The organism is Sphingobacterium spiritivorum (assembly GCF_016725325.1).
Classification (GTDB): Bacteria; Bacteroidota; Bacteroidia; order Sphingobacteriales; family Sphingobacteriaceae; genus Sphingobacterium.
In genome coordinates, this window is the sequence record NZ_CP068083.1 from 1,692,770 (window position 1) to 1,708,621 (window position 15,852).

The following is a 15,852-nucleotide window of genomic DNA, read 5'->3' on the forward strand; positions in this document are numbered from 1 at the left end:
CAAAAAAAGCGCTGAGATTATCAGCGCTTTAACATTTTTTATCGTAAATCGAAACTAAACCATTTCGCATTCTACTTCCAGTAGGATTCCTTCGTCAACGATTACACGTCCGCAGTGCTCACAAATAATGATTTTTTTGCGTTGGCGAATTTCAGATTGCATCTGTGCAGGGATCTTATTGTGACATCCTGAACAGCTGTCGCGATCAATAGAAACTACAGCAAGACCATTTTTGAATGAATTACGAAGTCTGTTGTAGACATTCATTAAACGATCCTCAATGTTTTTCTCTGCTGCTTCAGCATTCTTCAATAACGTATCTTCCTCTTTCTGAGTTTCTGCCGTAATTGTATCCAGCTCTTTTCTTTTTCCTTCAAGCTCAGTCTTATTGTAACCTAAGGTTTTTTCTGTGCTTTCGTACTGTTCAGTCTTGTTACGGATTTCAAACTCATATTCTTTGATTCGTTTTTCACAAACCTGAATTTCTAAGCCCTGAATTTCGATCTCCTTAGTGATAGCATCATATTCACGATTGTTTTTAACTTCGTTCAGCTGACCTTCATATTTCTTGATGGCCCCCTGAGCGTCCTTAATCATGTTTTTGCGCTTTACGATAGAATCTTCCAATTCATCCAGATCCGTTCTGATTTTCTCAATACGGGTTTCTAATCCTGCGATTTCATCTTCAAGATCAGCTACTTCGATAGGCAATTCACCTCTGATTTGACGAATTTTATCGACTTTAGTATGTATGGTTTGCAAAGACCATAATGCTTTCAATTTTTGTTCTACAGTTTGTTCCATTAACAGTAGTATTTTATTGGATTTGTGTCTGTTTCCGTTATTAGGACTGCAAAGTTAGCAAATTTATTCCGAATAATCTCTAACAATAATTCTTGCGTAAATTGTTCACTTTCAAAATGTCCCGTATCTGCAATGACGATCTGACCTTCAGCATCAAAAAACTCGTGATACTTATAATCTGCCGTAACAAAAAAATCTGCTCCTGATCTTTTTGCATCAGCAAGCAAAAAGCCTCCTGCACCCCCACATACTGCTACCCGAGACACTTCTTTGCCTCTCAATTCAGTATGACGAATGACGGTAAGATTGAGCTTTTCCTTCAAGTATTGCAGAAAATCTATTTCACTCATCGGTTCGGATAAATTTCCTATCACTCCAGACCCTATAGTCTGATAATTATTCTGCAATGTAACAATATTATACGCAACCTCTTCATAGGGATGACTTGCATACATGGCTACGAGAATCTCACGCTCTTTTATTTGTGGGTAGATAACTTCTATTTTAGTTTCTTCAACCCTTTCCTGCTGGCCGATCTCGCCAATAGCAGGTTCAGCTCCTTCCAATGGTCTGAAAGTTCCGTATCCGGCACTGTTGTAGCTACACTGGTCATAATTACCAATATTGCCTGCTCCTGCATCAAAAAGAGCCGTCCGCACAAGCTCCACGTGTGTTCTCGGTACGTATACCACCAGCTTATTTAACAGATTCTTCTTTTGCTTTAATATAGCTGTATTTTCCAGATGAAGCTTCTCCGCAATTTTTGAACTGACCCCACCAAAGATATTATCCAGATTGGTATGAATAGCATAAATAGCTATGTTATTCCGGATAGCCTTAATAATCACTCGCTCCACATAATTGGATCCGGTAAACTTTTTCAAGCCCCCGAATACAATAGGGTGATGCGAAATAATGATATCACATCCTTCAGCAATAGCTTCATCCACAACAGCTTCGGTGCAATCTAAGGAGATTAATGCACGGTGAATCTCATCTCCGGGATTACCCACTAACAGACCAGAATTATCATAAGATTCCTGATATGCCAAAGGAGCTATACTCTCTAAATAGTTTGTTAGTTCAAATATTTTCATTCAACTCTTTTTTGCTTTACTTTACCAAAGAAAAGGATCAGGCCTTTATCCTTCATTAACATCTTTTTCCACAAACTTATTGTGCTCTATCAATAAAACTCTGTATTGATTGATCTTTACCCAATATGTAATGAAATAAATCAGATTCATAATACCTGCAATAACAAGTATAAAGGGTGGAAAAGGAATATTAATGGAAAGAAATGTCCATGCATAAATTTGTCCTTCCTTACGTGTAGGATTTTCTTCCACCGGAATTTTACGGTCATAAAATTCATTATTCAGGGAGTCGCAGAGTCTTCGTGCGACCTCAAAGTGCCAGTAAATATTAAACAGGGGCACAGCTACAAACCAGGCTTGTGACGGCAAAATATTCCTGTTTTCCGGAGCGATCAGATTTAATGTTTTCCGAATGGTATTGGCAAATAAAATCCAGCAAATCAGACGAACTGCGGATGCTGCCAAAACAATGTACAGCATTTCCATCGTCATCTTATCAGGTGTAAACTCTAGCATTCTTAATTTTGAATTTCTTCTTTAAATATAGGCTGAATTATTCAAAACTTGATATTTATGAATAATATTTAGCACCTATCTGACAATTTAACAACCTGTAAAAAGTTCTTTGGTTTTATTTTTCTTACAAAATCAGCGAAAATAGGCTTATTACAGAGTCATTCTTCTATTTCTGTTCTTTAAAAATACAGAAGGAAAATAGCCGGTTTTTTGTGAAAATCATCCTTTCTTTTTTTCCACTGATCCACTGTAAGTGTCAGGATAAATTCATCCTGAGCAGTCAGATTACAGGCCACACATATTTTGGTTTGAGGCTTGCAGACCTTCAGTAATTCCGCGAATAAGGCATTGTTGCGAAAGGGAGTTTCTATAAAAATCTGTGTCTGCTTGTCTCTGTATGCCTGTACTTCCAGATCTTTTATCTTCCGGTTTCTATCCGATTTATCGATAGGCAAGTATCCCTGAAATGCAAATTTCTGTCCACTGAAACCAGAAGCCATTAAGGCTAAAAGAATGGAACTTGGTCCCACCAAAGGAACAACCTTTATACCTTTGCTATGTGCTTCAGCGACAATATCCGCACCCGGATCTGCTACTCCAGGACATCCAGCTTCAGACATTAATCCCACATTTTTGCCCGCCATCAGTCCTTTGAAAAACTCCTGTTTATTTCCCTGATCACGGTTATGTTTACCATAATCATGGATGATCAACTGTTGTTGCGGAATAGACAAACCGGCTTGTTTCAAAAATTTCCGGGCAGTTTTTTCGTTTTCTACAATATATTCATCCAGTGTATTGATGGTCTCTTGTAAATAGGGTGTATAAGAAGCCATTGCAGCGTCATCGCTCAACGGAACAGGAAGGAGATACAATATACCTTTTGACATATACAAACCTAGTCATTTATGACGAATATGATCAGACGAATACAAATTTATCTTGTTTGTCAGCATTTGAATAGGATACGTAATCGTCATTTAACAAACATTAACAAGCTCTGGTTCAGGATTTTTTCATTTTTACGTAATTTTATCACATTCAGGGAGTTGTTCTTTGATAATTTATAAATTATAGTAATATTTGCATTAATGGTATCTCTAATAACAGAAGGTGTAAAGATTTCGGTAGAGAGTATTTATCAACCGGAATATTCTAATCCTGAAAAGGAACATTTCATGTTTGCTTATCGTATTTCTATTGAAAACGTAGGCGATTATACCGTTCAGCTATTGCGTCGTCACTGGCAAATATTTGATGCAATTGGAGAACACAGGGAAGTAGAAGGAGATGGGGTCGTGGGGGAACAGCCAGTTATACAGCCAGGAGAATCACATCAATATGTCTCCGGTTGTAATCTTAAAAGCGAAATGGGCTATATGGAAGGTACATACCAAATGTCCCGCCAGTTAGACGGAGAGATTTTTTATGTAGAGATTCCCCGTTTTAACCTTATTGCTAATCACCGCTTAAATTAACAGTTATATATACACTGTCATAAAGAAGTACAATTCTAAGCTTTCCTATAAATATTACGCTGTTTAAACCCGTTAAATTCTGTATTTTTGTACCTTATTATGGATAAGACTGGCTATACCGCACTTGTTTTAGGCTCCACAGGCCTGATTGGCAGCTTTTTGGTCGAGATGCTTTTGGATAATACACAGTATTCAACAGTATACGCTGTATCAAGAAGTCAGCTACAGATGCAACATCCCAAGCTTATCAATATTATAGCAGATGCAGATTCAATAGCACATCAGCTGGAAAATATAGCTGTTGATCACCTGTATTGCTGTCTGGGAAGTACCAAAAGTAAAACTCCTGATCTCTCTGCATATTATAAGATAGATCATGATTATCCTTTGTCGGTAGCACAGCATCTCAAAGACAAAGGGCTTTCTGCGGTAAGTTTGGTTTCAAGTATGGGAGCTAATGTATTATCCAATAACTTCTACCTGAAAATGAAAGGAGAGATTGAGCGCGATATAGAATTACTTTCGATTAAAAGAACATTCATATTCAGACCATCCTTATTATTGGGAAAACGCAAAGAAAACAGAATGCTGGAGAAGGTATCTTCAGCGGTTATGAATATTATAAATTATTTCCTAATAGGAAAATTAAAAGATTATAAAAGTATAAAAGGAGAAGACGTAGCCAGATCAATGATGAACATATGTTTATCTGATCTCATAGGCACTCATATCATCAAAACAGCGAAAATCAAAGAATTAGCGTGAGTATATTATCTACAGAACAGGTCAGTCATTCCTTCAATGACAGATGGTTATTCAAAGACATCCATTTTGGACTACAAAAGGGTGACCGGATAGCTCTTGTCGGAATTAACGGTACCGGCAAATCTACACTTCTATCTATTTTAGCAGAAAAGGTAATTCCGACTTCAGGAAAAGTAGTAAAGGAAAAAGGAATTAAAATTGGCTTTCTTGCTCAAGATCCAGACTTTTCAGGATTACATTCTATCAATGATTTCATTTATAGTGCGGATAACGAACAGCAGACTTTAATTCGTCAATATGAAGAATTGTTAAGTACAGATGAACCTGATCAGCAAAAACTGGAAGATCTTACTGAAAAATTATCTTTGCTCAATGCATGGGAATATGAATACAACATCAAGACTATTCTAAACCGCCTTAATATTATTGATTTCACCCAGCAGATAGATAATTTGTCAGGAGGTCAGAGAAAAAGGCTGGCACTTGCAAAATTACTAATTGACGAACCTGATGTCTATATTTTAGATGAGCCTACGAATCATCTGGATATAGAGACTATAGAATGGTTAGAAAAGCTATTGACTACAGGAAATAAAACAGTATTATTAGTAACGCACGATCGTTACTTTTTGGATGGAGTCTGTACAGAAATCCGCGAACTTGACAGAGGAAATCTTCTGACATTCAAAGGTAACTACAGCTATTATCTGGAGAAAAAAGCAGAACGCGAAGCTAATGATTCCATATTGGTTGAAAAGAGTAGAAATCTGTTGCGTAAGGAATTGGAATGGATGCGCAGACAACCGCAGGCTCGAGGGACTAAATCCAAATCCAGAATTGAAGCTTACTATGATCTAGAGGAAAAATCTAAAGCTGCAAAGAAAAATGATATTGTACAGCTGAGTGTAAAAGTAAGTCGCCAGGGCTCCAAAATTCTGGAAATAGAAAATGCTTCTAAAAGCTTCGGAACTAAATCAGTAATTGAAAATTTCAGCTATACTTTCAAAAAGGGAGATCGCATTGGTTTATCCGGTCGCAATGGTTCCGGAAAATCCACCTTCCTGAATTTAATCACAGGCATTGAAAAACCAACTTCCGGAACAATCAGTGTAGGAGAGACTACAGTATACGGATACTATAAACAAGGCGGTCTGGAATTTCAAACCAATGAACGTGTAATAGATGTTGTAAAGAATGTGGCTGAATATATAGAAATGGCTAAAGGAGAAGTGATCACCGCTTCTCAATTATTAACACATTTCTTATTCCCTCCGGAGAAACAATTCGGCATGGTTGAAAAATTAAGTGGGGGAGAACGTAAGCGTTTGCAACTTATGCGTGTGCTTATGCGTAATCCAAACTTTCTTATTCTGGATGAGCCTTCCAATGATCTTGACATTGATACTTTAAATGTACTGGAAGATTTTCTTGAAAAATATACAGGCGTACTTCTTCTGGTTTCACACGATCGTTATCTGGTAGACAAACTGACCGATCAACTTTTCATCTTTGATGGATCAGGAAATATCAACATCTATAACGGAAACTATGCAGACTTCAAAGCAGAGCAGGACCTATTAAACAAGCAACTCAAAGCTGGAAAAACAAATGTAAAACCTGTAGAAGTAAAAGAACAACCAAGCAAGAAAAAGCTAAGCTATAAAGAACAAAAAGAATATGAAGATCTGGAAAAAGAAGTAACCTCTTTAGAACAGCAGATCGCAGAAAAAACAGAAGTGTTAAATTCAACAACCGACCATTTACAACTCGTCGAGATTGCGGAAGCTATCAAATCACTTGAATTAAAACTAGAAGAAAAAACAGAACGTTGGTTATTATTAGCAGAACTTGCAGAATAACAAGAAAGCGTTCCACGTGAAACTATAGATAAATTAAACGTGAAGCAGTGATTGTTCCACGTGAAACTAAAATAAAATGTTTAAGAAATATAACGTAATTGTAGTAGGGGCCGGTCATGCCGGATGTGAAGCAGCAGCAGCAGCAGCCAACCTGGGATCATCTGTTTTGTTGATTACAATGAACATGGGTGTAATCGCTCAGATGAGCTGTAATCCTGCAATAGGAGGAGTAGCAAAGGGGCAGATCGTAAGAGAGATTGATGCAATGGGTGGATACACAGGTATCATAGCAGACAAATCTACACTACAATTCAGAATGCTTAATCTGTCCAAAGGTCCTGCTATGTGGAGTCCGAGATCTCAAAATGACAGAATGCGCTTTGCTGAAGAATGGAGAATGCAACTGGAAGCTATCCCTAATCTGGATATGTGGCAAGATACCGTTAAAGAAGTGATAGTCGAAGGCGATAAAGCTGCCGGAGTCATTACTTCTCTGGGAATACGAATAGAAGCAGATGCAGTAGTTCTGACAAACGGAACGTTCTTAAATGGAGTGATCCACATCGGAGAAAAAAATTTCGGAGGAGGCCGTACCGGAGAGAAAGCAGCTACAGGTCTTACCGAACAATTAGTAAGTCTTGGCTTTGAATCGGGTAGAATGAAGACCGGAACACCTCCACGTATAGATGGACGATCTCTTAACTACGATCTCATGGAAGAGCAATGGGGAGATGAAAATAAAGGTAGATTTTCCTATACAGATGTACCTATTCCTACAGAACAAAGATGTTGCTGGATAACCTACACAAATGACAAAGTTCATGAAATGCTGAAAACAGGATTCGAAAGATCCCCTATGTTTACAGGAAGAATAAAAGGTTTAGGTCCCAGATATTGCCCTTCCATCGAAGATAAAATAAACAGATTTGCAGAACGTGAAAGACATCAGATATTTGTAGAACCGGAAGGATTCAATACGGTAGAAATATACGTAAATGGATTTTCGACTTCTCTTCCGGAAGATGTACAGCAAAAAGCATTACAACTGATTCCTGGATTTGAAAATGCCAGAATGTACAGACCGGGATATGCTATTGAATACGATTTCTTTCCGCCAATGCAACTGGATCTGACACTTGAAACACTTCGAGTAAAACACTTATTCTTTGCAGGACAAATTAACGGAACAACAGGATATGAGGAAGCAGGAGCACAGGGATTCATTGCAGGTATCAATGCTCACCAGAGAATAAATGATCTTCATGAACTGACGCTAAAACGTTCCGAATCTTATATAGGTGTTTTGATTGATGACCTGGTTACAAAAGGTACGGAAGAACCTTACCGAATGTTTACATCAAGAGCAGAACACCGTTTGTTGTTACGTCAGGATAATGCAGATATTCGTCTTACACCAATGGCTTATAAACTGGGTCTGGTAGGAGAGGAGAGACTGAATAAAGTAAACGAAAAGATCAAAAATTCAGATGCTATTGTAGAATACTTAAGACAAAATAGTGTAACAGCGGATCACATTAATCCGGTACTCGAAAATCTTAACTCCTCCCCGGTATCTCAAAAAACCAGAATGTTTAATATACTAAGCAGACCACAGATTAATATTTACGATATCAAAAAAGCGGATAGTGATTTTGAAAACTATTTAAATCAGTTTGATAAAGAAACAATAGAGCAGGCTGAAATAAAAGTAAAATACGACAGCTATTTTGAAAAAGAGATGGAGATTGTCAACCGTATGAAAAAAATGGAAGATAAAGAGATCAATCCAAATTTTGATTACAATTCTTTAACTTCCCTTTCTATAGAAGCAAGGCAAAAACTGTTAAAGGTTAAGCCAAGAACATTGGGACAAGCTTCACGTATTTCAGGAGTTTCGCCTGCTGATATTAGTGTTTTAATGGTATACATGAGTTAATGTATTGATTTTCAACATATTAACAATAAAATATATAAGCTTAAAATAAAAGGATATAAGAAGATATTTTTAATTTTATGATACAAACATCCAAAAAAGATAAAAGTAGCTCAGAAACGCTAAAAACTACCCTATTTCAAAAAGTGGTAATTTTTTCATTTTTTTGTCTTCTTATTTTAAGTACTATACAGTGCGCCAACATGCAACACCCTACTGGCGGACCTAAAGATTCACTTCCACCGAAAATATTAAGTGAGTTACCAAAAAACTATACCCGAAATTTCAAAGCAAAAAAAATAGTTTTGGAATTCGATGAGTATGTCAAACTAAACAGTCAGTTTAAAGAATTCAGTATATCCCCGGATGTAGATACTCAACCCGAATATAAAATCAAGAAAAAGAATCTTGAAATAACATTACCCGATTCATTAGAAGAAAATACAACATATACAATCCACTTCGGAAAAGGATTGGTCGACTATAATGAAGGTAATCCGCTTCCTAACTATTCGTATGTATTTGCCACTGGTGATGAACTTGACTCTCTTTCTATATCAGGATCAGTTCTGAACGGATATACCAAGAGTCTGGATATGAAGAATGAAGATAAAGATGTCATCGTTATTCTGATTCCCACCCGTCAGGACAGTATATTTGGTAAGCGTAAAGCGAATATATTTACGGCTGTAGATACAGCTGGTAATTTCAAATTCAATAATCTGAGAGAGGATACATACCGTATATATGCCTTGAAGGAGAAAAGCAGTAATCGTATATATGAAAGTACAGATGACTGGATAGGTTTTCTCAATGACAGCATCGTATTAAGGAAAGATACCAGTAATATCAAACTGGAATTTACTAAACCCTACCCTGATAAATTCAGAACCGGTGAAAAGAAACTGGAAAAGGATGGGGGTATACAACTTGTATTTAACCGCCCTCTACTTGATCCGACCATAAAAATATTATCTCCGCAGGAACTGGATGCATCCAAATATGTACGCTATGGTGTACATAAAGACAGTGCATTAATATATACTCAAAACACTGATTTTGACTCTCTTAAACTGGAGATTCGCAATTACAATACGGTCATGGATACTGTATTATTAAAGAAGGGAGTAAATGTGAAGTTCGAAAAAGAAATACTACCTGTCCTCAATATCAGTAATAAAGTAGATAAGATTACGCATATCACTGTTACCTCTAAAATACCTTTAGCCTCTATAGATAAGTCTAAAGTGAAACTCACAGAAGATAGTGTAGCAAGAACCAACTTCCAACTGCAAAAAGATACACTTAATAATCAGCTTTATCATATTCGCTTTAACTGGAAACCTAAAAGGAATTATACATTAGTTTTAGAAGAAAAAGCTTTAACAGGATTATTCGGAGATCATAATAAGGAATTCAAAACTAATTTCACATTGGATGAAAGCGAAAATTACGGAGATATAAACTTCAATTTTACCAATATAGACAGCACTATGCAATATGTGGTAGAACTTATCGATGACAAGAAAGAAAAGGTATTTAACAGGCAGATATTAGGCCCTGATAATACGATATCCTACAAGAAATTTCCGGGTGGCAGATATTCTTTACGTGTAATATATGATGCTAACAAGAATGGTGTATGGGATCCTGCAGATGTAAAAACAAAAAAGCAGGCAGAACAAATATGGTATCTTAACAAGACATTCACAATACGGGCCAACTGGGAACAAAATGAAACAGTCAATCTAAATTAACTGTTTTCAAACCAGGAACTGTATAACACATAATTATGCGGTAACTGATGCAACATCTCCCGTTGTTCATCAGTTATCGCTTTTATCTTTTTAGCTGGAACACCTGCATACAGATAGCCTGATTCACATATGGTATTTTCCAGTACCACAGCGCCTGCAGCAATAATAACTTCAGTCTCTACTACGGCTTTATCCATGACAATAGCGCCCATACCGATCAATACATAATCTTTTACTACACATCCATGTACCATCGCCTGATGGCCAATATTGACATAACTGCCTATATCAGTTCCGTTCTTCTGGTAAGTGCAATGAATAACAGCGCCATCCTGGATATTTGTATAAGATCCGACTCGTATATAGTTTACATCTCCTCTTATCACAGCATTAAACCATACCGAACACTTATTGCCCATGACCACATCGCCTACAATGGTCGCATTAGGGGCTATAAAACAATCTTCCGGAAATTCAGGGTATTTATCTTTAACAGGTAATATAACAGCCATATGTCTTCTAAAATATAGTATCCTTTAATATTTCAGCATGATAAGGATAATCTGTTGAATAATGGAGTCCTCTGCTTTCTTTACGATCCTGAGCTGACTTAATAACTAAAAAAGCAACCTGAATGACATTTCTCAATTCACAAAGTGGCACAGATAATTTGGTATGCTTATAAAATTCTTCCGTCTCATCATACAAAAATCCAAGTCTTCTGAATGCACGATCCAACCTGAAGTCAGAACGTACAATACCAACATAATCGGACATTACTTTTTGTGTCTCCCGAAGATTGTGCGAGACCAGAATATCTTCATTGGATAAACTTGTATTGGAATCATCCCAGTCTGGTATATTTTCCTCAAAATCGATATCCCCTAACTTTTCAGCAGCATCCAGCCAGATACGGTGTGCATATACAGCAGCTTCCAGTAATGAATTAGAAGCCAATCTATTAGCTCCATGAAGCCCGGTAGATGAACATTCTCCACATGCATACAGATTATTAATAGTACTACGTCCGTATGCATCTACCAGAATTCCCCCACATAAATAATGTGCAGCCGGAGATACAGGAATATAATCCTTTGTCATATCCAATCCGATGGATAAACATTTCTCATAAATATTTGGAAAATGCGCTAAAATATCCTCTTTACTACGCATTGTAATATCCAGGTATACATAATCAATACCCGATTTCTTCATTTCAGCATCTATTGCCCTAGCTACGATATCCCGTGGTGCTAATGAACCCCGTTCATCATACTCTTCCATAAATGATTCACCTGACACACGTCTCAGGATACCTCCAAAGCCACGTACAGCCTCTGATACCAGAAATGCAGGATATTGACTGGGATTATAAAGAGCTGTAGGATGAAACTGTATAAACTCCATATTACGTACTTTGCCCTTCGCACGATAGACCATTGCTATACCATCACCGGTAGCTATCGTAGGATTAGTCGTACTCGAATACACATGTCCTGCACCTCCTGAAGCCATTAGGGTAATACGGCTTAAAATCTTCTCTATACGGTGATTCTTTGTATTCAATGCATAGATACCAAAACACTTAATATCGTCCGATTTTTTATCAACAAATTCACCTAAATGATGCTGCGTAATTAAATCTACTGCAAAATAATGTGTAAGTATCTCAATATTAGGATCCTGATGTACTTTAGCAAGCAAGGCTCGTTCTATTTCATAACCAGTTATATCTTTATAATGCAAAATACGGTGTTTGGAATGACCACCTTCTTTTGCGAGATCATAGCTGTCATCATCTACCTTATCGAAGTTAGTACCATACGCTATAAGCTCTGCTATACGTTCAGGACCTTCCCTAACAACGTTTTCCACAATTTCCACATGGCATAATCCATCACCAGCTATCTGAGTATCAAGTATATGCTTCTCAAAGCTATCAGACTTATCCACAACTGCAGCAACACCGCCCTGTGCATATTTGGTATTAGACTCATCTTCATTAGACTTAGTGACTATCAAGACTTTACCTTTTTTTGCAGCTTTCAAAGCGAAGCTTAAACCAGCAATTCCGGAACCAATAATCAAAAAATCAACCTTACGATCTCCCATAAATACTAATGCGTATTAAAAATCTAGTTTTTCAGATAACAAATTAACAAAATATGTGGATAACGTGTAGATAAATGGTGAATTAAAAATGAAAACTATTTTTTATTCCACATTTCCACAAAAAATCCAGCCATTGTGAACAAATTATAACCACAACTTTACCCCATTATTAACAAAATGTAAACAACAAACAATTCACACTAAAATATGGAAAACGAAAAAGAGTAATTTTCATATATCTGAAAATCAGCTCTATTTATAAACTTTAGATGTGGATAAATGTGGATAACTATGTTAAAAGTAATAATCGCAAATATAAATTCTTAAAACTTTCCCCATTTTCCACACACTAATAAACAATAAGTCTCCTTTTTATAAAAAGAGTTATTAATTATTGAAAAAAGGGAATGTGGATTTCGTTTCAAATTCTTTCGCTACTTTTGTGAAGTGATACCGTCTGAATCGTTGACTTAAATTTTATCAACACGGAAATGAATATTACTTATGACAGAGATCTGGAAGCAAAAGGATACATAGATGTAGCTATTGATCCTACAATTGATCTCGTAGAAGAAATTAATCGCCTCAAGAAGGAAAAGAATGCTGTTATTCTCGCTCATTATTACCAAGAGTCTGAAATTCAGGATATTGCGGATTATATAGGCGATAGTTTGGGACTTTCCCAACAGGCTGCCAGGACAGATGCAGATGTGATTGTGTTTGCTGGGGTGCATTTTATGGCTGAAACAGCAAAGATATTATCCCCATCAAAAAAGGTATTATTACCTGATCTGAAGGCAGGATGCTCACTATCAGATAGTTGCCCTCCTCATTTATTTGCGAAATTTAAAGAAAAATATCCTGATCATCTGGTCATAACTTATGTAAACTGTACAGCTGAGTTAAAAGCATTATCAGATATTGTATGTACTTCCAGTAATGCGGTACAGATCGTAGAAAGCCTTCCGTTGGATCAGAAAATAATTTTTGGTCCGGATCGCAATCTCGGAGCTTATGTAAAAAAGAAGACGGGTAGAGATCTGGTCTTGTGGAATGGTGCATGTATGGTACATGAGATTTTTTCGCAGGATAAAATAGATGCTTTACGCAACGAATACCCGGATGCAAAGTTTATAGCACATCCGGAGTGCGAGGATCATATTCTGGCTGGTGCTGATTATGTAGGATCCACTTCAGGTATGCTTAAGTTTACCATGAATGATCCCTCACAGGTTTACATTGTAGCCACTGAATCCGGTATTATTCATCAAATGCAAAAGGCGAGTCCGGAAAAGACATTCATTCCGGCACCTCCGAATAATGCATGTGCATGTAATGATTGCCCGCATATGAAGCTTAATACTTTAGAAAAACTTTACAATTGTCTCAAGTTCGAATCTCCTGAAATTACACTTCCTGAAGATGTAATTATACGCGCTCAAAAGCCAATTGAACGTATGTTGGAGATTTCAGAAAGATTAGGATTGTAAGCTTAACTGATATAATTTTTAATTTTAACATTATAGAATGTTTGAAAATACAGAAAGAACAAATCTGGATCAGATGGGTGAATTTGGTTTGATTGAACACCTGACCAAACATGTGGAACTGACTGAAAAGTCTACGGTCAAAGGTATAGGAGATGATGCTGCTGTATTAGATTTTTCAAATAAGAAAACGCTTATTTCTACTGATCTGCTGTTGGAAGGAATTCATTTTGATTTGCGCTATGTTCCACTTAAACATCTGGGTTATAAAGCTGTACAGGTAAATTTAAGTGACATATATGCTATGAATGGTATAGCCTCTCAGATTACCTTTTCAATAGGATTATCCTCAAAATTTCCTTTAGAAGCAGTTGAAGAAATCTATGAAGGAGCATTGATTGCCTGTAAGAAATTCAACGTAGATCTGGTAGGTGGAGATACTTCAGCCTCTGCCCAGGGATTAATTATATCTGTAACCAGTATAGGATATGCAGATGAAGACAGCATAACTTATCGCTCAGGTGCTCAGGAAGGTGATCTTCTGTGTGTCTCCGGAGATCTTGGAGCTGCTTATGTAGGATTACAGATTTTGGAGCGTGAAAAGCAGGTATTTTTAGATAATCCCAATATTCAGCCGGATCTGGAAGGAAAAGATTATATCATCGAGCGCCAGTTGAAACCGGAGGCCCGTAAAGACATTGTTCAACTATTGGATAGTCTGGATATCAAACCAAATGCTATGATAGATGTATCAGATGGTCTGGCTTCGGAGATCATTCATATTTGTAAACAGTCTGATAAAGGATGTAAATTATATGAAGATAAAATTCCGTTGGATCAGATGACATATGATACTGCCCGTGAATTTGGTTTGGATCCTACAGTTTGTGCATTAAACGGAGGAGAAGATTATGAATTGTTGTTTACAGTTCCACAGTCAGCATATGATAAACTTAGAAATCTTCCTGATATAACAGTTATCGGATATATTACCGAGCCAAATGCTGGATATGAAATGATTTCCAAATCCGGAAATGTATATCCTTTAACAGCTCAGGGTTGGAATGCTTTTAAAAAGTAATGTATTGATTACTATATAAAAAAAGGTGCTGTTTCACATGAAACAGCACCTTTTTTAGTTTTCTTCCAGTTCTAATACTACTGGATCCGGTACATTGGGATCACGTTTTTCAACCCAAAAATTATTATAGCCCAATCCTACCTCAATTTCTAATAAGCGTTGCTGCAGCATTTCTAAAATGGCTAAAAAATTATAGACGAAATGAACTTTATTTTCTGAACTCTTTCGGATACTGTTAAAATCCAGTTTCTCATTCATTTCTATCAACTCCTTAATGACTCTCTTCTGTTGTTCTATGGTATATGGATATTTTACAACAGTATGTTTGACTTCCTGGACACGATTTGAATAATGGTACATCATACGTTCATATACCATCATAAGTTTGTAAAGATCAAATGAAGACAATTCTTCTCCTTCCTGTACAGGGCGGTTAGTGTTCTTCAGATCATAACCGATATTTCCTCTTAAATGATACCTGAAACGGTTTTCTTCAAGTCCTTTCAGATCTTCACAAATATTTTTGAACTGTTTGTAGAGTATCAGTTTCTGTACCAGTTCCTTTTTAAGATCTATTTCATTTTCATTTTCATCCAGATCAGGACGTGGCAAAAGCATTTTTGCTTTGATACGCATGAGGGTAGAAGCTACAAATATAAACTCACTGGCCAGTTCTATATTCAAAGCCTGCATCTTCTGGATGTAATCCAGAAAATCATCTGTTATTTTAGAGATCGCTATATCATGGATATTCAATTCATCACGTTCTATAAAAAACAAAAGCAGATCAAACGGACCTTCAAATTGTTCTAACTTAATTTCGTAACCCTCACTTGCATTCATAGATTCAAAAGTACATAATTATAAAAAATTATTAATAAATTAGTTTATTATAGAACCTATGTAAACCATAACAATTACGAATTGTTATATGATTTATGTAAATAAAAAATTGTTACTTTG

The 15,852-nt window shown here is 36.6% G+C and carries 14 protein-coding genes; 7 read left to right on the forward strand and 7 right to left on the reverse strand.

The annotated features are described in order from the left end of the window. Nucleotides 1–54: 54 nt before the first annotated feature. The 4 genes from I6J02_RS06890 to I6J02_RS06905 all read right to left on the reverse strand — a co-directional run bounded on the left by I6J02_RS06890 (nt 55) and on the right by I6J02_RS06905 (nt 3,307). Nucleotides 55–804 (reverse strand): zinc ribbon domain-containing protein, encoded by a 750-nt coding sequence (locus tag I6J02_RS06890; RefSeq protein ID WP_201681019.1) that lies wholly within the window; start codon nt 802–804, stop codon nt 55–57. Next, nucleotides 804–1,901 carry a Nif3-like dinuclear metal center hexameric protein gene (locus I6J02_RS06895; RefSeq protein WP_201681020.1) on the reverse strand — a complete coding sequence of 366 codons (1,098 nt, stop codon included), beginning with the start codon at nt 1,899–1,901 and terminating at the stop codon, nt 804–806. Before I6J02_RS06895 ends, I6J02_RS06890 begins: the two co-directional genes overlap by 1 nt. 45 nt (nt 1,902–1,946) lie before the next feature. Next, nucleotides 1,947–2,417 (reverse strand): hypothetical protein, encoded by a 471-nt coding sequence (locus tag I6J02_RS06900; protein ID WP_201681021.1) that lies wholly within the window; start codon nt 2,415–2,417, stop codon nt 1,947–1,949. 179 nt (nt 2,418–2,596) lie between these two features. Continuing rightward, a complete protein-coding gene (locus I6J02_RS06905; protein ID WP_201681022.1) occupies nt 2,597–3,307 on the reverse strand; it encodes an SAM-dependent methyltransferase in 711 nt (236 codons plus the stop codon). Between the two features lie 201 nt (nt 3,308–3,508). Here I6J02_RS06905 and apaG point away from each other — a divergent pair, with 201 nt between their 5' ends. The 5 genes from apaG to I6J02_RS06930 all read left to right on the forward strand — a co-directional run bounded on the left by apaG (nt 3,509) and on the right by I6J02_RS06930 (nt 10,209). Next, nucleotides 3,509–3,895: a Co2+/Mg2+ efflux protein ApaG gene (gene apaG / locus I6J02_RS06910; protein ID WP_002998519.1), complete on the forward strand. Its 387-nt coding sequence runs from the start codon at nt 3,509–3,511 to the stop codon at nt 3,893–3,895. A 99-nt stretch (nt 3,896–3,994) separates the two neighbouring features. Then, entirely contained in the window at nt 3,995–4,660 is a 666-nt protein-coding gene (locus I6J02_RS06915; protein ID WP_201681023.1) for an NAD-dependent epimerase/dehydratase family protein, read from the forward strand. After that, nucleotides 4,657–6,519, forward strand: coding sequence for an ABC-F family ATP-binding cassette domain-containing protein (locus tag I6J02_RS06920; protein ID WP_201681024.1), 1,863 nt, complete (start codon nt 4,657–4,659; stop codon nt 6,517–6,519). Before I6J02_RS06915 ends, I6J02_RS06920 begins: the two co-directional genes overlap by 4 nt. Nucleotides 6,520–6,595: 76 nt before the next feature. Continuing rightward, nucleotides 6,596–8,455 carry a tRNA uridine-5-carboxymethylaminomethyl(34) synthesis enzyme MnmG gene (gene mnmG, locus I6J02_RS06925; protein WP_201681025.1) on the forward strand — a complete coding sequence of 620 codons (1,860 nt, stop codon included), beginning with the start codon at nt 6,596–6,598 and terminating at the stop codon, nt 8,453–8,455. A gap of 200 nt (nt 8,456–8,655) precedes the next feature. Next, nucleotides 8,656–10,209: an Ig-like domain-containing protein gene (locus tag I6J02_RS06930; protein ID WP_236582338.1), complete on the forward strand. Its 1,554-nt coding sequence runs from the start codon at nt 8,656–8,658 to the stop codon at nt 10,207–10,209. Here I6J02_RS06930 and I6J02_RS06935 read toward each other — a convergent pair. Continuing rightward, entirely contained in the window at nt 10,206–10,721 is a 516-nt protein-coding gene (locus tag I6J02_RS06935) for a gamma carbonic anhydrase family protein (RefSeq protein WP_201681027.1), read from the reverse strand. The genes I6J02_RS06930 and I6J02_RS06935 overlap by 4 nt on opposite strands. Before the next feature lie 7 nt (nt 10,722–10,728). After that, nucleotides 10,729–12,321: an L-aspartate oxidase gene (gene nadB, locus I6J02_RS06940; RefSeq protein WP_201681028.1), complete on the reverse strand. Its 1,593-nt coding sequence runs from the start codon at nt 12,319–12,321 to the stop codon at nt 10,729–10,731. A 491-nt stretch (nt 12,322–12,812) separates the two neighbouring features. Here nadB and nadA point away from each other — a divergent pair, with 491 nt between their 5' ends. Together nadA and thiL are read left to right on the forward strand one after the other, a co-directional pair. After that, entirely contained in the window at nt 12,813–13,811 is a 999-nt protein-coding gene (gene nadA, locus I6J02_RS06945; RefSeq protein WP_201681029.1) for a quinolinate synthase NadA, read from the forward strand. A gap of 37 nt (nt 13,812–13,848) precedes the next feature. After that, entirely contained in the window at nt 13,849–14,889 is a 1,041-nt protein-coding gene (gene thiL, locus I6J02_RS06950) for a thiamine-phosphate kinase (protein ID WP_201681030.1), read from the forward strand. A gap of 54 nt (nt 14,890–14,943) precedes the next feature. Here thiL and I6J02_RS06955 read toward each other — a convergent pair whose 3' ends face one another. Then, nucleotides 14,944–15,732, reverse strand: coding sequence for a segregation and condensation protein A (locus I6J02_RS06955; RefSeq protein WP_201681031.1), 789 nt, complete (start codon nt 15,730–15,732; stop codon nt 14,944–14,946). Nucleotides 15,733–15,852 lie beyond the last annotated feature (120 nt).

Bases quoted from the DNA above. Each gene is read 5' to 3' on its own strand.
- apaG (WP_002998519.1), top strand. From the start codon at position 3,509: ATGGTATCTCTAATAACAGAAGGTGTAAAGATTTCGGTAGAGAGTATT.
- I6J02_RS06895 (WP_201681020.1), bottom strand. From the start codon at position 1,901: ATGAAAATATTTGAACTAACAAACTATTTAGAGAGTATAGCTCCTTTG.
- I6J02_RS06905 (WP_201681022.1), bottom strand. From the start codon at position 3,307: ATGTCAAAAGGTATATTGTATCTCCTTCCTGTTCCGTTGAGCGATGAC.
- I6J02_RS06955 (WP_201681031.1), bottom strand. From the start codon at position 15,732: ATGAATGCAAGTGAGGGTTACGAAATTAAGTTAGAACAATTTGAAGGT.
- I6J02_RS06890 (WP_201681019.1), bottom strand. From the start codon at position 804: ATGGAACAAACTGTAGAACAAAAATTGAAAGCATTATGGTCTTTGCAA.
- nadB (WP_201681028.1), bottom strand. From the start codon at position 12,321: ATGGGAGATCGTAAGGTTGATTTTTTGATTATTGGTTCCGGAATTGCT.
- mnmG (WP_201681025.1), top strand. From the start codon at position 6,596: ATGTTTAAGAAATATAACGTAATTGTAGTAGGGGCCGGTCATGCCGGA.
- I6J02_RS06935 (WP_201681027.1), bottom strand. From the start codon at position 10,721: ATGGCTGTTATATTACCTGTTAAAGATAAATACCCTGAATTTCCGGAA.
- I6J02_RS06900 (WP_201681021.1), bottom strand. From the start codon at position 2,417: ATGCTAGAGTTTACACCTGATAAGATGACGATGGAAATGCTGTACATT.
- nadA (WP_201681029.1), top strand. From the start codon at position 12,813: ATGAATATTACTTATGACAGAGATCTGGAAGCAAAAGGATACATAGAT.
- I6J02_RS06930 (WP_236582338.1), top strand. From the start codon at position 8,656: ATGCAACACCCTACTGGCGGACCTAAAGATTCACTTCCACCGAAAATA.
- thiL (WP_201681030.1), top strand. From the start codon at position 13,849: ATGTTTGAAAATACAGAAAGAACAAATCTGGATCAGATGGGTGAATTT.
- I6J02_RS06915 (WP_201681023.1), top strand. From the start codon at position 3,995: ATGGATAAGACTGGCTATACCGCACTTGTTTTAGGCTCCACAGGCCTG.